Here is a 13830-nt window from a genome sequence, read left to right as displayed (position 1 = left end):
CCATGACTGCCCAAGCGTCCATTTCGACCCCCGGCGAAAAACTCGTCGTCATCGGCAACGGCATGGCCGGGTGCCGCGCGGTCGAGGAGATACTGGCACGCGATGCGAACCGTTTTTCCATCACCATTTTCGGTGCGGAACCGCGCGTGAACTACAACCGCATCATGCTCTCGCCCGTACTGGCGGGGGAAAAGACGTTCGAGGACATCGTCCTGAACGGGCAGGACTGGTATGACGATAACGGCATCGAACTGGTGTCGGGCGACCCCGTGGTCGCCATCGACCGGGCGGCGAAGACCATCGCCACCCGGTCGGGCAGGATCACGCCCTACGACAAGCTGCTGATCGCCACCGGTTCCGATCCCTTCATCATTCCCGTGCCGGGCAAGGACCTGCCAGGAGTCGTTACGTTCCGCGATCTCGATGACGTGGACAAGATGTTGGCCGCCGCAGGCCTGGGGGGGAATGCGGTGGTCATTGGCGGTGGCCTGCTGGGCCTCGAAGCGGCGCATGGACTCGCCCTGCGAGGCATGCAGGTCACCGTCATCCATCTGATGCCCACCCTGATGGAGCGGCAGCTGGACGAAGCGGCGGGCTGGCTGCTCAAGACCGCGCTGGAAGGGCGCGGCCAGACCATTCTGACGGGCGCCGATACGGCCGAGATCGTCGGCGACGGCAAGGTCCAGGCAGTGCGGCTGAAGGACGGACGCGAAATCCCCGCCGACATCGTCGTGATGGCGGTGGGCATCCGCCCGAGCGTCGGCCTGGCGCGCGAGGCCGGCCTGGCCATCGGCCGGGGCATCCAGGTCGACGACCATATGGTGACGGCCGACCCCGACATCCTGGCCGTGGGCGAATGCGTCGAACATAACGGCATGGTCTACGGGCTGGTGGCGCCGCTGTTCGACATGGGGCGCGCGCTGGCCGACGGCCTGACCGACCAGCCCAGCGGCTATCCGGGTTCGGTCACCTCGACCAAGCTGAAGGTCGCGGGGCTGGATGTCTTTTCCGCCGGCGACTTCTCCGGCGGCGAAGGCTGCGAGGACATCGTGCTGCGCGACGCCACGCGCGGCATCTACAAGCGCGTCATCGTCAAGGATGACCGGATCGTCGGCGCCGTTCTTTACGGCGACACGGCCGACGGCGGCTGGTATTTCGACCTGCTGAAGCGGGAAGAGAATGTCAGCGACATTCGCGACGCGCTGATCTTCGGTCAGGCCTTCGCCAGCGGCGGAGGCGCCGGCGCAAACCCTATTGATGCCGTTGCGGCGCTTTCCGGCGAGGCGGAGATTTGCGGCTGCAACGGCGTATCCAAGAGCAAGGTCATGGCCTGCATCGCGGGCGGCGCCCATACGCTCGACGCCGTGCGGTCGGGCTGCAAGGCATCCGCCAGCTGCGGATCGTGCACCGGGCTGGTCGAGAACCTGCTCGCCTTCGCCATGGGCGACGACTATGCCGGCGAGCGCGACAACAAGCCGATGTGCAAATGCACCAGCTTCACCCATGAGGATGTGCGCGCGGCGATCCTGGAAAAGGCGCTGAAGGAAATCCCGGCGGTCATGCAGGCCCTGTCCTGGAACACCCCGGACGGCTGCTCATCCTGCCGCCCGGCGCTCAATTACTATCTGCTTTGTGCCTGGCCGGCCGAGCATCAGGAAGACCCGCAGAGCCGCTTCGTCAACGAACGGATGCACGCCAACATCCAGAAGGACGGCACCTATTCGGTGGTGCCGCGCATGTGGGGTGGCCTGACCAACCCCAGGGAATTGCGCGCGATCGCCGATGTTGTCGAAAAATACGACGCGCCGATGGTGAAAGTGACCGGCGGCCAGCGGCTCGACATCTTCGGCATCAAGAAGGAAGATCTGCCGGCCGTCTGGGCCGACCTCAACGCCGCCGGCATGGTATCGGGCCATGCCTATGGCAAGGCGCTGCGCACGGTGAAGACCTGCGTCGGGTCCGACTGGTGCCGGTTCGGCACGCAGGATTCGACCGGCCTTGGCGTCCAGATCGAAAAGATGACGTGGGGATCGTGGATGCCCCACAAGTTCAAGATCGCCGTTTCGGGATGTCCCCGCAACTGCGCGGAAGCCACGATCAAGGACTTCGGCGTCGTTTGCGTCGATTCCGGCTATGAACTCCACATCGGCGGCAATGGCGGCATCCACCTGCGCGGCACCGACATTCTGTGCAAGGTCGCGACCGAGCAGGAAGCGCTCGATTATTGCGCGGCCTTCATCCAGCTCTATCGTGAGGAAGCCCGCTATCTCGACCGGACCGCCCCCTGGGTCGAGCGCGTCGGTCTCGATTATGTGAAACGGCGCATCGTCGAGGATAATGTCGGACGCGAGGCTCTGCGCGCGCGCTTCCTCCATGCGCAGACCTATCTGCAAGTGGATCCCTGGGCCGAGCGGGCGGCCGGCAAGGAAGCCCATCTACACCAGCATCTGGCCGAAATCCGGCCCTTCGCCGTGGTGGGAGGCTGAACCATGCCGCATTCCGCACTCTGGCTCGACGTCGGCCCCGTCGAACAGCTTCCTGCGCTCGGCGCCCGCACCCTGCCGGTTCAGGGCGGGCAGGAAATCGCGATCTTCCGCACCGCCAATGGCGATGTCTACGCGCTGCGGAACCGGTGCCCGCACAAGCAGGGACCGCTAAGCCAGGGCATCGTCCACGACACCACGGTGACGTGCCCGCTGCACAACTGGCGCATCAGCCTGGTGACCGGACAGGCGCTGGGCGACGATGTCGGCTGCGTGCCGACCATACCGGTCAAGATCGACGGCGGCCGTATCCTCATCGGCCGCACCGAAGCTCTGGCGGGCGCGACCTGAACCACCGCGCATCGCCCATCAACGAAAACAGCAAGAGGACGACCACGGGTTCTGAAAACAGGGAAGGAAGACAATCATGGCGTATCTGGCCCCAAGCGAATTTGTCACCAAATTGATCGACGCGGGCGAATCCAAAATCCTGATGTCGACGAAGGACACACTCGTCCGCTCCTACATGGCCGGGGCGACCCTTGCGCTGGCGGCGGCGTTCGCGGTGACGATCAATGTCCAGACCGGCCAGCCCCTGGCCGGGGCGGTCCTGTTTCCGGTCGGCTTTTGCATGTTGTACCTTTTGGGTTATGATCTGCTGACCGGCGTGTTCGTGCTTGCCCCGCTCGCGGTGTGGGACAAGCGTCCGGGGTGCACGTGGGGCGGCGTCGCCCGCAACTGGTCGCTTGTCTTCCTGGGCAATTTCGCGGGCGCGCTCACCACCGCCGTGCTGATGGCGATCTACTTCACCTACGGATTCGCGGCCGAACCGAGCGAGGTGGGGCAAAAGCTGGCGGGCACCGGCGTGGCGCGCACGCTGGGTTACGAGAAATATGGCCTGGCGGGCTGGCTGACCATTTTCGTGCGCGGCATGCTGTGCAACTGGATGGTCTCCACCGGCGTGGTGGGCGCCCAGATCTCGACCAGTGTCAGCGGCAAGGTAATCGCGATGTGGATGCCGATCATGTTGTTCTTCTACATGGTGTTCGAACATTCGATCGTGAACATGTTCCTTTTTCCGACCGCGCTGATGCTCGGCGGGAACTTCACCATCGGCGACTATTTCCTGTGGAACGAGATTCCCACCGTGCTGGGCAATCTGGTCGGCGGCCTGACCTTCACAGGCCTGATGCTCTACACCACCCATGCCCGCACGGCGCCCAAGCGGGCCGCCAGGCCGACGGCATAAGCGAGTTTCGGGGCGCTGCTTGCGAAAGTGGCGCCCCGGACCGGCATGTCCCGCAGGCTGACCATAGAAACCGGCGCCTTCAGCGCGGCCGGCGCCAAGGCCGAAAATCAGGATTTCCACGGCATCCTGATCCCCGAAGATGCGTTGCTGGCGAGCAAGGGCATCGCCATGGCGGTGGCGGACGGCATCAGCACCAGCGCCCTGGGCGCGGTCGCCGCGGAAACGGCGGTCAAGAGTTTCCTTTCCGATTATTATGCGACGTCCGAAGCATGGTCGGTGCAGTCGTCCGCCCGCAGGGTGATCGCCGCCACCAACAGTTGGATGCACGCGCAGAATGTCATGGCGCGCGGCATTCCCGCGACCGACGCCGAGCGCGAGCAGGGCATGATCTGCACCCTGAGTGCCATGGTCATCAAGTCGCGTGCCGCGCATCTCTTCCAGATCGGCGATTCGCGCGTCGCGCGGCTGGCCGACGGCACGGTCGAGGCGCTGACCCCGCTGCATCGCGTCGACCTTGGCGGCGGCGAAACCTATCTGGGTCGTGCGATGGGCGCCGATCGGCATGTCGAGATCGATCATGTGCGGGTTGCCCTGAAAGAGGGCGACGTCCTGCTACTGACGACGGACGGGGTGCATGACGTCCTCACCGATGCGCGGATCGCGCTCTTGCTGCCCGACGGTGCCGGGCTGAACGAGGCGGCGCGCGCCATTTGCGAGGCTGCGGTCGCCGCCGGTGCCATGGACAATGTGACCTGCCAGATCGTCCGCATCCTGAGCTTGCCCGAAGCCCGGCTGGACGATGTCGTGGCTGACGGCGCGATCCTGCCGCCCGCGCCCCCGCTGCAACCCGGTGCCCTGTTCGAAGGCTATCGCATCCTGCGCGAACTCCACGCCGGCAGCCGCAGCCATGTCTATCTGGCGGAGGATGCCGTGGACGGCACCAAGGTCGTACTCAAGCGGCTGTCGACCGAACATGCGGCCGACCCGGCGCGGGTCCAGGCGCTGCTGCTGGAGGAATGGATCGCGCGGCGCACGCTCAACCCCCATCTGCTGGGCGCACCGGCCGGCCGCCATGCGCGCCGCCACGCCTATGCGGTCAGCCATCATGTCGCGGGCCAGACGCTCGACTCCTGGCTGAACGACCATCCGCGGCCCGACCTGCTGATGGTGCGCAGCATCGTCGCGCAGGTGGCGAAAGGCCTGCAAGCGTTGCACCGGCGCGAAATATTGCACCGTGACCTGCGCCCCGCCAATATCCTGGTCGACGCGGACGGCACGGCACGGATCATCGATTTCGGGTCGGCGCAGGTCGCGGGACTTGAGGATATCTGCCCACCGGAACTGGACGCCGCCCATGCCGGGACCATGCAGTTCAGCGCGCCGGAACTTTATCGCGGCGAAGCTGCCAGCCGCCGGTCGGACCTCTTCTCGCTGGGCGTGGTCACCTATTATCTGCTGACGGGGGCCTTGCCCTATGGCCCGCGCCTGGCGCAGGCGACCGCGCCGTCCGCGCTGCGGGGCATGCGCTATATTTCCGCCCGCTCCTTCAACGCCGACGTGCCGCCCTGGATGGACAGCGCCATCGCCCGTGCCGTCGCGCTGGACCCGGATGCGCGCTATGACGAATTGTCGGAATTCACCTTCGACCTGTCTCACCCCAACCCAGCGCTGCCCGCCGTCACGGCGCCGCGCGAACGCCCTCACCGCCCCGAACGCCTTTGGCAGGCGATCAGCCTGCTGCTGTTCCTCGCCCTGCTCATGCTGCTGTGGGGCCGCGTCCAGATTTACCTGCCGGAATGAAGGGAGATACGACCATGATGACCAAGGCCGACGTCACCGAAATCATCTATGAACGCAAGCGCGCCGCGGGTTTGACCTGGGCAGGCATCGCCGAAAGCATCGGCCTGTCGGAAGTGTTCACCACCTCCGCCTGCCTCGGCATGAATTCCCTGCCGCGCGACAAAGCGGACAGGCTGGTCGCGGCGCTGGGCCTGCCGCAGGAGGCCGCGGCGATACTGGCGGATTATCCCACCAAGATATTCTCGCAGCAGGTGCCGACCGACCCGTGCATCTATCGCTTCCACGAAATCGTCGGCGTCTATGGCCAGACACTGAAGGAACTGATCCAGGAAAAGGGCGGCGACGGCATCATGAGCGCGATCGATTTCGAGATGCATGTCGATAAGGTCGCGCACGAAAAGGGTGATCGCATCCAGGTCACGATGAGCGGGAAGTTCCTGCCCTATAAAAGCTGGTGAAGCGGCGGATGTGGAACGCGGCGATCCGACAGTCCGCCTTTGCATCCGCGCCCCGACCGGTTAAGCCGGACCCGAACTGACAGGGGAACCGCCCGGCATGAAGGCCGATTGCGAAACGATTGCTGGCAGGCGCGTGCTGTTCCTGATGGCGGCCGACGCGGAATATGGGCCGCACCTGCGACAGCGGTTCACGCCTTTGATGACCGGCGTCGGCCCCGTCGAGGCGGCGCTGACGGCCGGCGCGGCGTTGCACGACCTGTCGCGCCGCAAGGCCTTGCCCGACCTGGTCCTGTGCCTGGGGTCGGCGGGATCGCGCACCTGTCTGCTGGGCGAGATTTTCCAGGTTTCCAGCGTATCCTGGCGCGACATGGACGCATCGCGCCTGGGCTTTACGAAGGGCGTGACGCCTTTTGTCGATCATCCGGTGGACGTGCCGTTGGCCACGCCCCTGCCCATCCCGGCGGCGCGGCTGTCGACCGGCGCGAATATCGTGGGCGGCGAGGAATTTGCCGGTATCGACGCCGACATGGTCGATATGGAGACATTCGCCATAGCCCGCGCCTGCGCGCGCCACGGCGTGCCGCTGGCGGGACTGCGCGGCATTTCCGACGGGCCCGGCGAAATCGATCATATCGACGGCTGGATGGAATTGCTGGGCCTGATCGACGAGCGACTGGCGGCGGCGGTCGACCTGTTGCCCGACGCGCTGGCGCGCGCAGCCTGATCAGGCCCCGATCCGCCTAATCCCCGTCAAAGACGATGATGGCCTGCGCCGCGACGCCCTCTGCCTCCAGCGCGGCCATGCCGCCCAGGTCGGGCAAGTCGACGGCGAACAACGCCATCAGCACGGCAGCGCCCTGTTCGCGCAACAATTGCGCCGCGGCGATGGCGGTGCCGCCGGTCGCGATCAGGTCGTCGACCAGGATCACGCGCGTCCCTTCGGGCACCTGGCCTTCGTGCAGTTCAAGGCGGTCGGTGCCATATTCCAGTACATAATCGATGCCGACCGTCCTGCCCGGCAGCTTGCCCGCCTTGCGCACCGGCACGAAGCCCTTGCCCAGCGCTTGCGACAGGGCCGCACCCAGTATGAAGCCCCGCGCCTCTATCCCCACGAACAGATCCGGGTCGAGCGGCCGGGCTATCGCAGCCATCCGCTCAACCAGCTCGGCAAAACCGGCACCATCGGCCAGCAAGGTGGTGACGTCCCGGAACTGGATGCCCGGCTTGGGAAAATCGGGAATGGTGCGCACCAGCGCGACCAGGCTGTCGATACTCATCCCGTCTCCATAAGGAAAGGGCGCGGTTCCCTCAAGAAACCACGCCCTTTGATGTTTCCGGCGAAAGGCCTCTTCAGGCCCTCTTCTTCTTGTCCGCCCAGATGTTCTGATAGGACATATAGGCCAGACCCGTCGCGATCAGCAGGAAAACCAGCGTCGCCAGACCCGCGCGGCGGCGGTTTTCCAGCTTCGGCTCGGCCGTCCACGTCAGGAACGCGGCGACGTCCTGCGCCATCTGGTCGACCGTCGGCTTCGTCCCGTCGCCATAGGTCACCTGGCCCTCGGCCGTCAGCGGCGGCGCCATGGCGAGGTTCAGGTTGGCGAAATAGGGATTGAAGTGCAGCCCTTCCGGCGTCTTGGCGTCCGGGAACTCCTTGAGCAATTCCTCACCCTTGGCGTTCTTGTATCCCTGCTGGTCGCGGAAGCCGGTCAGCAGCGAATAGACATAGGCCGAACCATGATGCCGCGCCTTGGTCATCAGCGAAAGATCGGGCGGGATCGCGTTGTTGTTCGCCGCAGCCGCCGCGACGTTGTTCGCGAAGGGCTTGGGGAAATGATCGGCCGGAACCGGGTCGCGGGTCGAAGCCTCGCCGGTCTTGGGGTCGACGTCGGGAGTCTTGATCGCCCACTGTTTGGCGATCGCCTTCACCTCGGCCTCGTTATAGCCGATCGCTTCCAGATCGCGGAAAGCGACGAACTTCAGGCTGTGGCAGGCCGAGCAGACTTCCTTGAACACCTGGAAACCGCGCTGGAGCTGGCGGTTGTCATATTTGCCGAAGGGGCCGTCGAACGAGAATTCGACATGCTTCGGGTTCAGATGAAACTCTTGCTCCACCGTGGGCTGCGGCGGTTCCGACACATAGGCGGCGGCGCCGACCAGGAAGGAGATCAGCAGCCATCCGGCAAAGAAGAGCCCGACGAGAAATGCGCCGATGCGAACCATGACTGTCTACCCCCCTTATTCGGCCGGGACCGCGGCGGATTCGCCGTCAGCCGTGGCATATTTGGCCAGTACCGCATCGGTGATCGAATTGGGCAGCGGCAGTGGTTTTTCAAAGCGCGAGATCAGCGGCAGGATGATCAGGAAGTGCGCGAAATAATAGGCGCCCGCGACCTGCGAGATCATCACATAGGGTTCAGCCGCGGGTGCGCCGCCGCAATAGCCCAGGATCAGCACGTCGATCAGCAGGATGTAGAAGAACTTCCTGAACACCGGGCGATAATGGCCCGAACGCACCGGCGAGGTATCCAGCCAGGGCAGGAAGAACAGCATCAGGATCGCGCTGAACATCGCGAGCACGCCCAGCAGCTTGGCCGGCACGAAGAAGAAGTCCACCGTGAAGGCGCGCAGGATCGCGTAGAAGGGCCAGAAATACCATTCGGGCACGATGTGTGCGGGCGTCGAGAGCGGGTTCGCCTCGATATAATTGTCCGGATGCCCCAGGAAATTGGGCGCGAAGAACAGCATCAGCGCGAAGCAGATCAGGAATATGCCGACGCCGAAGCCGTCCTTGGCGGTGTAATAGGGATGGAACGGGACGGTGTCCTGCGGCCCCTTCACTTCCACGCCGGTGGGGTTCGAGCTGCCCGGAATATGCAGCGCCCAGATGTGCAGGATGATGACACCCGCGATCACGAAAGGCAGCAGGAAGTGCAGCGAGAAGAAGCGGTTGAGCGACGCGTTACCCGGCGCGAAACCGCCGAGCAGCCAGGTCTGGATCGGCTCGCCCACCACGGGGATGGCGCCGAACAGGCCGGTGATCACCTTCGCGCCCCAGTAGGACATCTGGCCCCAGGGCAGAACATAGCCCATGAAGGCGGTCGCCATCATCAGCAGGAAGATGACGAGGCCCAGCAGCCACACCATTTCACGAGGCGCCTTGTAGGAGCCGAAATAGAGGCCGCGGAAAATGTGGAGATAGACGACGATGAAGAAGAAGCTGGCTCCGTTGGCATGCGCATAGCGCATCAGCCAGCCGGCGTTCACGTCGCGCATCGTCTGTTCAACGGTGCTGAAGGCGACCAGATCGTTGGCACCATAATGCATCGCCATGATGACGCCGGTCACGATCTGGATCACCAGCGCAAGGCCGGCGAGCACACCGAAATTCCAGAAATAGTTGAGGTTGCGAGGCACCGGATAGCCGGCGCCGATCGCGTTGTAGACGAGGCGCGGCAGCGGCAGCTTCTCGTCCATCCACTGCATCACGGGATGCTTGGGAGCATAATGTTCAGCCCATGGAAAGCTCATGACGGTCCCCCTCAGCCCACGAGAATGGCGGTGTCGGAAGTGAAGCTGTACTTCGGCACTTCCAGATTCTTGGGGGCAGGCCCCTTACGGATACGGGCGGCGGTGTCGTAGGACGAACCGTGGCAGGGGCAGAAATAGCCGCCGAATTCGCCGCGATTCTCGCCTTCGCCCGCGCCCAGCGGCACGCAGCCCAGATGGGTGCAGACGCCCATGGTGATGAGCCACTGCTTCTTGCCGTCGACGGTGCGTTCCTCCAGCGTCTGGGGATCGCGCAGGGTCGACATGTCGACCTTGTCCGCTTCGGCGATTTCCTTGTCGGTCAGCTGCCGCACGAACAGCGGCTGCGACCGGAAGGTCGTCTTGATCGCCTGGCCCGGCTGGATCGCCGAAAGGTCCACCTCGGTCGACGCCAGCGCCAGCACGTCCGCGCTGGGGTTCATCTGGTCGACGAGCGGCAGCACGACGGCAACGGCGCCGACTCCCGCAAAACTCACCGCAGCGATGTTGATGAAATCGCGGCGGCGCACCCCTTCTCCGCCGGTTAGGCCCGTGTCGTCCGTATGTTCAACGCTCGCCATGCACCTCTACCCTTGCAAGAACGTCCCTGATTCCGCCGCATTGCCGTGACCGACCCTGTTTATCAAGGGGTTCAGAGGGTGCCATACGCGCACGGCCCCCGCCTTCCCCCCGGCGTGGTTCGCGGGCCTGATAACCGGACTGCCCGCTCTTTGCCAACAGCAAACTCGCGTCCCCTATGACAATTTGCCGCAGTGCATTAAAGCGCCTGCCATGCGTATAGCCCTGTACCAGCCCGAAATAGCGGGCAATGTCGGCGCGATCCTGCGCCTCGCCGCCTGCTTGGCGGTGCCCGTGGACATCATCATGCCGACCGGATTCGCCTTTTCCGATGCGCGCCTGAAGCGGGCGGCGATGGATTATGGCGCCGCCGCCGACGTCACGCGCCACGCCAATTTCGCGGCCTTCGACGCCGCGCGCCGCGCCGCCGGCAGCCGTTTGCTGCTGATGAGCGCCCATGCGTCCCGTAAATTGCCGGAGGTGCGGTTCGAGCCTCAAGACGTGCTGCTGATGGGGTCGGAAAGTGCGGGCGTGCCCGATGACGTGCGCGACATGGCCGACATCCGCGTGCGCATTCCGATGGCGCCGGGATTCCGGTCCTTGAACATTGCCGTGTCCACGGGCATCGCCGTCGCCGAGGCGCTGCGCCAGACCGGAGGGTTTCCCGAATGACTGCCATCAATCCCGTTCCCGCCGTCCCCTTTCCGCTGGACGCCCGCCAGCAGGCCGCCCGCGCCTGGTTCGAATCGCTGCGCGACCGGATCTGCGCCCAGTTCGAATCCATCGAGCGGGACGCGGGCAGCGATGCGGCCTTCGCCTTTACCCCTTGGGACCGGGAAGCCGAGGGGCAGGCACCGGGCGAAGGCGGCGGGGGCGTGCGCGGCGTCATGAAAGGCAGGATTTTCGAAAAGGTGGGCGTCAACGTGTCCACCGTCGGCGGCGAATTCGCCCCCGGCTTCGCCCAGACCATCCATGGAGCGGGAGACAATCCGGCTTTCTTCGCGACCGGCATCAGCCTGGTCGCGCACATGGCCAATCCGCACGTGCCTGCCGTCCACATGAACACCCGCTATCTGGTGACGACGAAAAGCTGGTTCGGTGGCGGCGCCGACCTCAACCCGCCCCTGCCGCGCGCCGAGGATACCGCCCTTTTCCATGCGGCGTTCAAGGCTGCGTGCGACGCGCATGATCCGGACCATTATCCGCGGTTCAAGGCGTGGGCGGACGAATATTTCTTCATTCCCCATCGCGGTGTCCATCGCGGCGTCGGCGGCATCTTCTACGATCATCTCGAATGCGCCGACGATGCCGGTTTCGACGCGAACTTCGCTTTCACCCGGTCGGTGGGCGAGGCGTTTCTGGAGGCGTTCGCGCCCATCGTGCGGCAGCGCATGGGCGAGGCGTGGAGCGATGCCGATTATCGCACCATGCTGGAATGGCGCGGGCGTTACGCCGAATTCAATCTGGTACACGACCGCGGCACGCTTTTCGGGCTCAAGACGGGCGGCAATATCGACGCCATATTGATGAGCCTGCCCCCCATGGCGAGCTGGAGCTGAGCGCATGCCGCTGACCCCGGTGGACCCGGCGATGGTCGCGACCATCGTTACCCATCTGGACATGCGCGCGCGTCCGCGCCCCGCGCCGATCCCGCCCGCACCGTTGCGCCTTGCGCGATGGAAAACGCCGCCGCTCGACGCCTATCGCGCGCTGTTCCGACGCGTTGGCGAGCCGTGGCTGTGGTTTTCCCGCCTGGTGATGCCGGATGCCAAACTGGCCGGGATCGTGCACGACCCGGCGGTGGAGGTCTATGCCGTCTCCGATCCGCGCGGCGCGCAGGTCGGCCTGCTGGAACTGGACTTCCGCTCCCTGCCCGATTGCGAACTGGCCTTTTTCGGGCTGGTTCCACAACTGACGGGCAAGGGGTTCGGCCGCTGGCTGATGGCGCAGGCCCAGTCTCTGGCCTGGCGCAAGGGCGTCGATCGTTTCTGGGTCCACACCTGCACGCTGGACAGCCCATCGGCACTCGGCTTCTACATCCGTTCAGGCTTTGCCCCCTTCGCGCGCGAAATCGAAACCTTCGCCGATCCGCGACTCGCGGGACTACTCCCGCGCGAAGCCGCGCCCCATATCCCGCTGCTGGATCAGGTCGCCGAAGCCTGACGATAAAGGCGGGCAAGCATCACCAGCATATAGACCTGGACGATGGCGGACACGGCGGCGCCCGCGATGCCGCCGACCAGCCGGGCTCCGTCGCTGCCCGCGACCAGTCCCCCCAGCAGGCCAAGCACCGCCTGCGCCGCCGACCCGGCGATGGTCGACAACAGCATGACAGCGAACAGGAAGCCGCAAATGCGCCAGAAATGGCCCCGTGTCAGGGCCCAGGCGCGACGCAGCGACGGCACGATCCCCAGCGTGTCGTCGATCACCACCGGATTGAGCAGGGCCAGCCGCGATCCGGCAAACAGGCCGACGCCGATCAATATCGCGAGCACGCCGGGAAAGCCCGCCACCAGCATGACCGGAACCGACAGCAGCAGGATGACCGCGAACAATGCAACGCCCGCGATCAGGCTGGTGGCGACCAGCACAGGCAATCGGTGCAGCGCCAGCTTCAGTGCCTCCGCCACGCTGATGCCCGGCCGCAGCGAAAGCGCGAACAGAGTCAGAGATCCAAACCAGATGAGCAGGATGGTGAGCAGCAGGCTGGCCCAATAGCTGGCAGGGACGTCCGGCATCGGCCCCTTGGGCGCGGACGACCATGCCGCGAGTTCCGGCGGCGTCATTTCCTGGAGGATGACCACCGGAAACGCGACGAACAGCAGCGCGACGGGTAGGAGCAGGGTCGCTTCGCGCGCGACGAAGGCGACAGCCTCCTCCCACGCCTTGCCGATCGACATTGTCGCCATATCTGTGATGCCTGCCTGTTCCGGAATTGCGGCCGAGACTTGATCGCTCGCCGCCGCCGAGTCAAGGAAGCGACCATGCCCGACCCGTACACGCCCGCCCCGCCCTTTCCCGAATCGGTCGAATGGCGCGTGGCGCAGGCACCCGTCCCCTATCCCGACGCACTGGCCGACATGGAGGCGCGCGCGGCAGCGATTTTCGCGGGCGACACGGGCGAGCGCGTCTGGCTGCTGGAACATCCGCCGCTCTATACGGCGGGCACCAGCGCCGATCCCGCCGAACTTCTCGATCCGCGCTTTCCGGTCCATGCGGCGGGACGCGGGGGACGCTACACCTATCACGGGCCGGGACAGCGGATCGGCTATCTCAGCATCGACCTGCGCGACCGGGGACGGGACGTGCGCAATTTTGTTCATCATCTGGAAGGGTGGATGATCGCCGCGCTAGGCGACCTGGGCATCGCGGCGCGTCGGGCGGAGGGTCGAATCGGGATCTGGACGGATGATCGACAGGGGCGTGAGGCGAAGATCGGGGCGCTGGGCATCCGGGTCAGGCGCTGGGTGACGCTGCACGGCTTTTCGATCAACGTCGATCCCGACCTGTCCCACTTCGGCGGCATCATACCATGCGGTATCAGCGACTATCCGGTGACCAGTGTCGCGGCCTTGGGAGGAAATGCGTCGATGGCTGCGCTCGACGCGGCGCTAAAGGCCCATTTTCCCGCCTTTCTCAGCAGCCTGGCCCGATGCGGCACAGGACTTGAGCAATGCGGAACGGGCCGCTAGGGTCGCGCACTTCGCCGGGTGGGGGGACGCCGGGCACCGATTTG

General features: G+C 65.2%; 15 protein-coding genes. 10 read left to right on the top strand and 5 right to left on the bottom strand.

What is annotated here, in order from left to right; all coding sequences use genetic code 11:
- Positions 1–2 precede the first annotated feature (2 nt).
- From nirB to J3E64_RS16410, 6 genes are all read left to right on the top strand, one after another.
- Positions 3–2486 carry a nitrite reductase large subunit NirB gene (nirB, locus tag J3E64_RS16435; RefSeq protein WP_253344114.1) on the top strand — a complete coding sequence of 828 codons (2484 nt, stop codon included), beginning with the start codon at positions 3–5 and terminating at the stop codon, positions 2484–2486.
- 3 nt (positions 2487–2489) lie between these two features.
- Positions 2490–2834: a nitrite reductase small subunit NirD gene (gene nirD, locus J3E64_RS16430; protein ID WP_253344113.1), complete on the top strand. Its 345-nt coding sequence runs from the start codon at positions 2490–2492 to the stop codon at positions 2832–2834.
- A 76-nt stretch (positions 2835–2910) separates the two neighbouring features.
- The gene (locus tag J3E64_RS16425; RefSeq protein ID WP_253344112.1) at positions 2911–3732 is read left to right on the top strand and encodes a formate/nitrite transporter family protein; all 822 of its coding nucleotides are present in this window, start codon (positions 2911–2913) and stop codon (positions 3730–3732) included.
- Positions 3733–3777: 45 nt separating this feature from the next.
- Positions 3778–5532: a bifunctional protein-serine/threonine kinase/phosphatase gene (locus J3E64_RS16420; RefSeq protein WP_253344111.1), complete on the top strand. Its 1755-nt coding sequence runs from the start codon at positions 3778–3780 to the stop codon at positions 5530–5532.
- Positions 5533–5546: 14 nt separating this feature from the next.
- Positions 5547–5990 (top strand): cyanase, encoded by a 444-nt coding sequence (cynS, locus tag J3E64_RS16415; protein ID WP_253344110.1) that lies wholly within the window; start codon positions 5547–5549, stop codon positions 5988–5990.
- Between the two features lie 97 nt (positions 5991–6087).
- Entirely contained in the window at positions 6088–6714 is a 627-nt protein-coding gene (locus J3E64_RS16410; protein ID WP_253344109.1) for a 5'-methylthioadenosine/S-adenosylhomocysteine nucleosidase, read from the top strand.
- A gap of 16 nt (positions 6715–6730) precedes the next feature.
- Here J3E64_RS16410 and J3E64_RS16405 read toward each other — a convergent pair whose 3' ends face one another.
- The 4 genes from J3E64_RS16405 to petA form a co-directional block, all read right to left on the bottom strand.
- Positions 6731–7267 (bottom strand): adenine phosphoribosyltransferase, encoded by a 537-nt coding sequence (locus J3E64_RS16405; RefSeq protein ID WP_253344108.1) that lies wholly within the window; start codon positions 7265–7267, stop codon positions 6731–6733.
- Between the two features lie 73 nt (positions 7268–7340).
- A complete protein-coding gene (locus tag J3E64_RS16400; protein WP_253344107.1) occupies positions 7341–8210 on the bottom strand; it encodes a cytochrome c1 in 870 nt (289 codons plus the stop codon).
- A 15-nt stretch (positions 8211–8225) separates the two neighbouring features.
- Positions 8226–9518 (bottom strand): cytochrome b N-terminal domain-containing protein, encoded by a 1293-nt coding sequence (locus tag J3E64_RS16395; protein ID WP_253344106.1) that lies wholly within the window; start codon positions 9516–9518, stop codon positions 8226–8228.
- An 11-nt stretch (positions 9519–9529) separates the two neighbouring features.
- Positions 9530–10096 (bottom strand): ubiquinol-cytochrome c reductase iron-sulfur subunit, encoded by a 567-nt coding sequence (gene petA, locus J3E64_RS16390; RefSeq protein ID WP_253344105.1) that lies wholly within the window; start codon positions 10094–10096, stop codon positions 9530–9532.
- Between the two features lie 211 nt (positions 10097–10307).
- Between petA and J3E64_RS16385 the strand changes: the two genes are divergently transcribed.
- Genes J3E64_RS16385 through J3E64_RS16375 form a run of 3 tightly spaced genes read left to right on the top strand, consistent with a single transcriptional unit; the run spans position 10308 to position 12257 of the window.
- Complete coding sequence (locus J3E64_RS16385; RefSeq protein ID WP_253344104.1) at positions 10308–10766, top strand: tRNA (cytidine(34)-2'-O)-methyltransferase; 459 nt, start codon at positions 10308–10310, stop codon at positions 10764–10766.
- Complete coding sequence (gene hemF / locus J3E64_RS16380) at positions 10763–11653, top strand: oxygen-dependent coproporphyrinogen oxidase (RefSeq protein WP_253344103.1); 891 nt, start codon at positions 10763–10765, stop codon at positions 11651–11653. Before J3E64_RS16385 ends, hemF begins: the two co-directional genes overlap by 4 nt.
- Positions 11654–11657: 4 nt before the next feature.
- Positions 11658–12257 (top strand): GNAT family N-acetyltransferase, encoded by a 600-nt coding sequence (locus tag J3E64_RS16375; RefSeq protein ID WP_253344102.1) that lies wholly within the window; start codon positions 11658–11660, stop codon positions 12255–12257.
- On the opposite strand, the gene J3E64_RS16370 is transcribed toward J3E64_RS16375, so the two are convergent.
- Positions 12239–13003 (bottom strand): hypothetical protein, encoded by a 765-nt coding sequence (locus J3E64_RS16370; RefSeq protein WP_253344101.1) that lies wholly within the window; start codon positions 13001–13003, stop codon positions 12239–12241. The two genes, J3E64_RS16375 and J3E64_RS16370, sit on opposite strands and share 19 nt — an antisense overlap.
- Positions 13004–13078: 75 nt before the next feature.
- On the opposite strand from J3E64_RS16370, the gene lipB reads away from it, so the two are divergent.
- Complete coding sequence (gene lipB / locus J3E64_RS16365; protein WP_253344100.1) at positions 13079–13786, top strand: lipoyl(octanoyl) transferase LipB; 708 nt, start codon at positions 13079–13081, stop codon at positions 13784–13786.
- The last annotated feature ends 44 nt before the right edge of the window (positions 13787–13830 follow it).

This window comes from Sphingobium sp. OAS761 (assembly GCF_024168485.1).
Classification (GTDB): domain Bacteria; phylum Pseudomonadota; class Alphaproteobacteria; order Sphingomonadales; family Sphingomonadaceae; genus Sphingobium.
The sequence above is the reverse complement of the archived record's forward strand: the minus strand, read 5'-3'. Positions and strand labels throughout refer to the sequence as shown.

Coding starts and splice junctions, on each gene's coding strand:
- J3E64_RS16370 (WP_253344101.1), bottom strand. CDS start 13,003: ATGGCGACAATGTCGATCGGCAAGGCGTGGGAGGAGGCTGTCGCCTTC.
- J3E64_RS16375 (WP_253344102.1), top strand. CDS start 11,658: ATGCCGCTGACCCCGGTGGACCCGGCGATGGTCGCGACCATCGTTACC.
- J3E64_RS16385 (WP_253344104.1), top strand. CDS start 10,308: ATGCGTATAGCCCTGTACCAGCCCGAAATAGCGGGCAATGTCGGCGCG.
- petA (WP_253344105.1), bottom strand. CDS start 10,096: ATGGCGAGCGTTGAACATACGGACGACACGGGCCTAACCGGCGGAGAA.
- J3E64_RS16405 (WP_253344108.1), bottom strand. CDS start 7,267: ATGAGTATCGACAGCCTGGTCGCGCTGGTGCGCACCATTCCCGATTTT.
- J3E64_RS16410 (WP_253344109.1), top strand. CDS start 6,088: ATGAAGGCCGATTGCGAAACGATTGCTGGCAGGCGCGTGCTGTTCCTG.
- J3E64_RS16420 (WP_253344111.1), top strand. CDS start 3,778: ATGTCCCGCAGGCTGACCATAGAAACCGGCGCCTTCAGCGCGGCCGGC.
- hemF (WP_253344103.1), top strand. CDS start 10,763: ATGACTGCCATCAATCCCGTTCCCGCCGTCCCCTTTCCGCTGGACGCC.
- nirD (WP_253344113.1), top strand. CDS start 2,490: ATGCCGCATTCCGCACTCTGGCTCGACGTCGGCCCCGTCGAACAGCTT.
- J3E64_RS16425 (WP_253344112.1), top strand. CDS start 2,911: ATGGCGTATCTGGCCCCAAGCGAATTTGTCACCAAATTGATCGACGCG.
- J3E64_RS16395 (WP_253344106.1), bottom strand. CDS start 9,518: ATGAGCTTTCCATGGGCTGAACATTATGCTCCCAAGCATCCCGTGATG.
- J3E64_RS16400 (WP_253344107.1), bottom strand. CDS start 8,210: ATGGTTCGCATCGGCGCATTTCTCGTCGGGCTCTTCTTTGCCGGATGG.
- cynS (WP_253344110.1), top strand. CDS start 5,547: ATGATGACCAAGGCCGACGTCACCGAAATCATCTATGAACGCAAGCGC.
- nirB (WP_253344114.1), top strand. CDS start 3: ATGACTGCCCAAGCGTCCATTTCGACCCCCGGCGAAAAACTCGTCGTC.
- lipB (WP_253344100.1), top strand. CDS start 13,079: ATGCCCGACCCGTACACGCCCGCCCCGCCCTTTCCCGAATCGGTCGAA.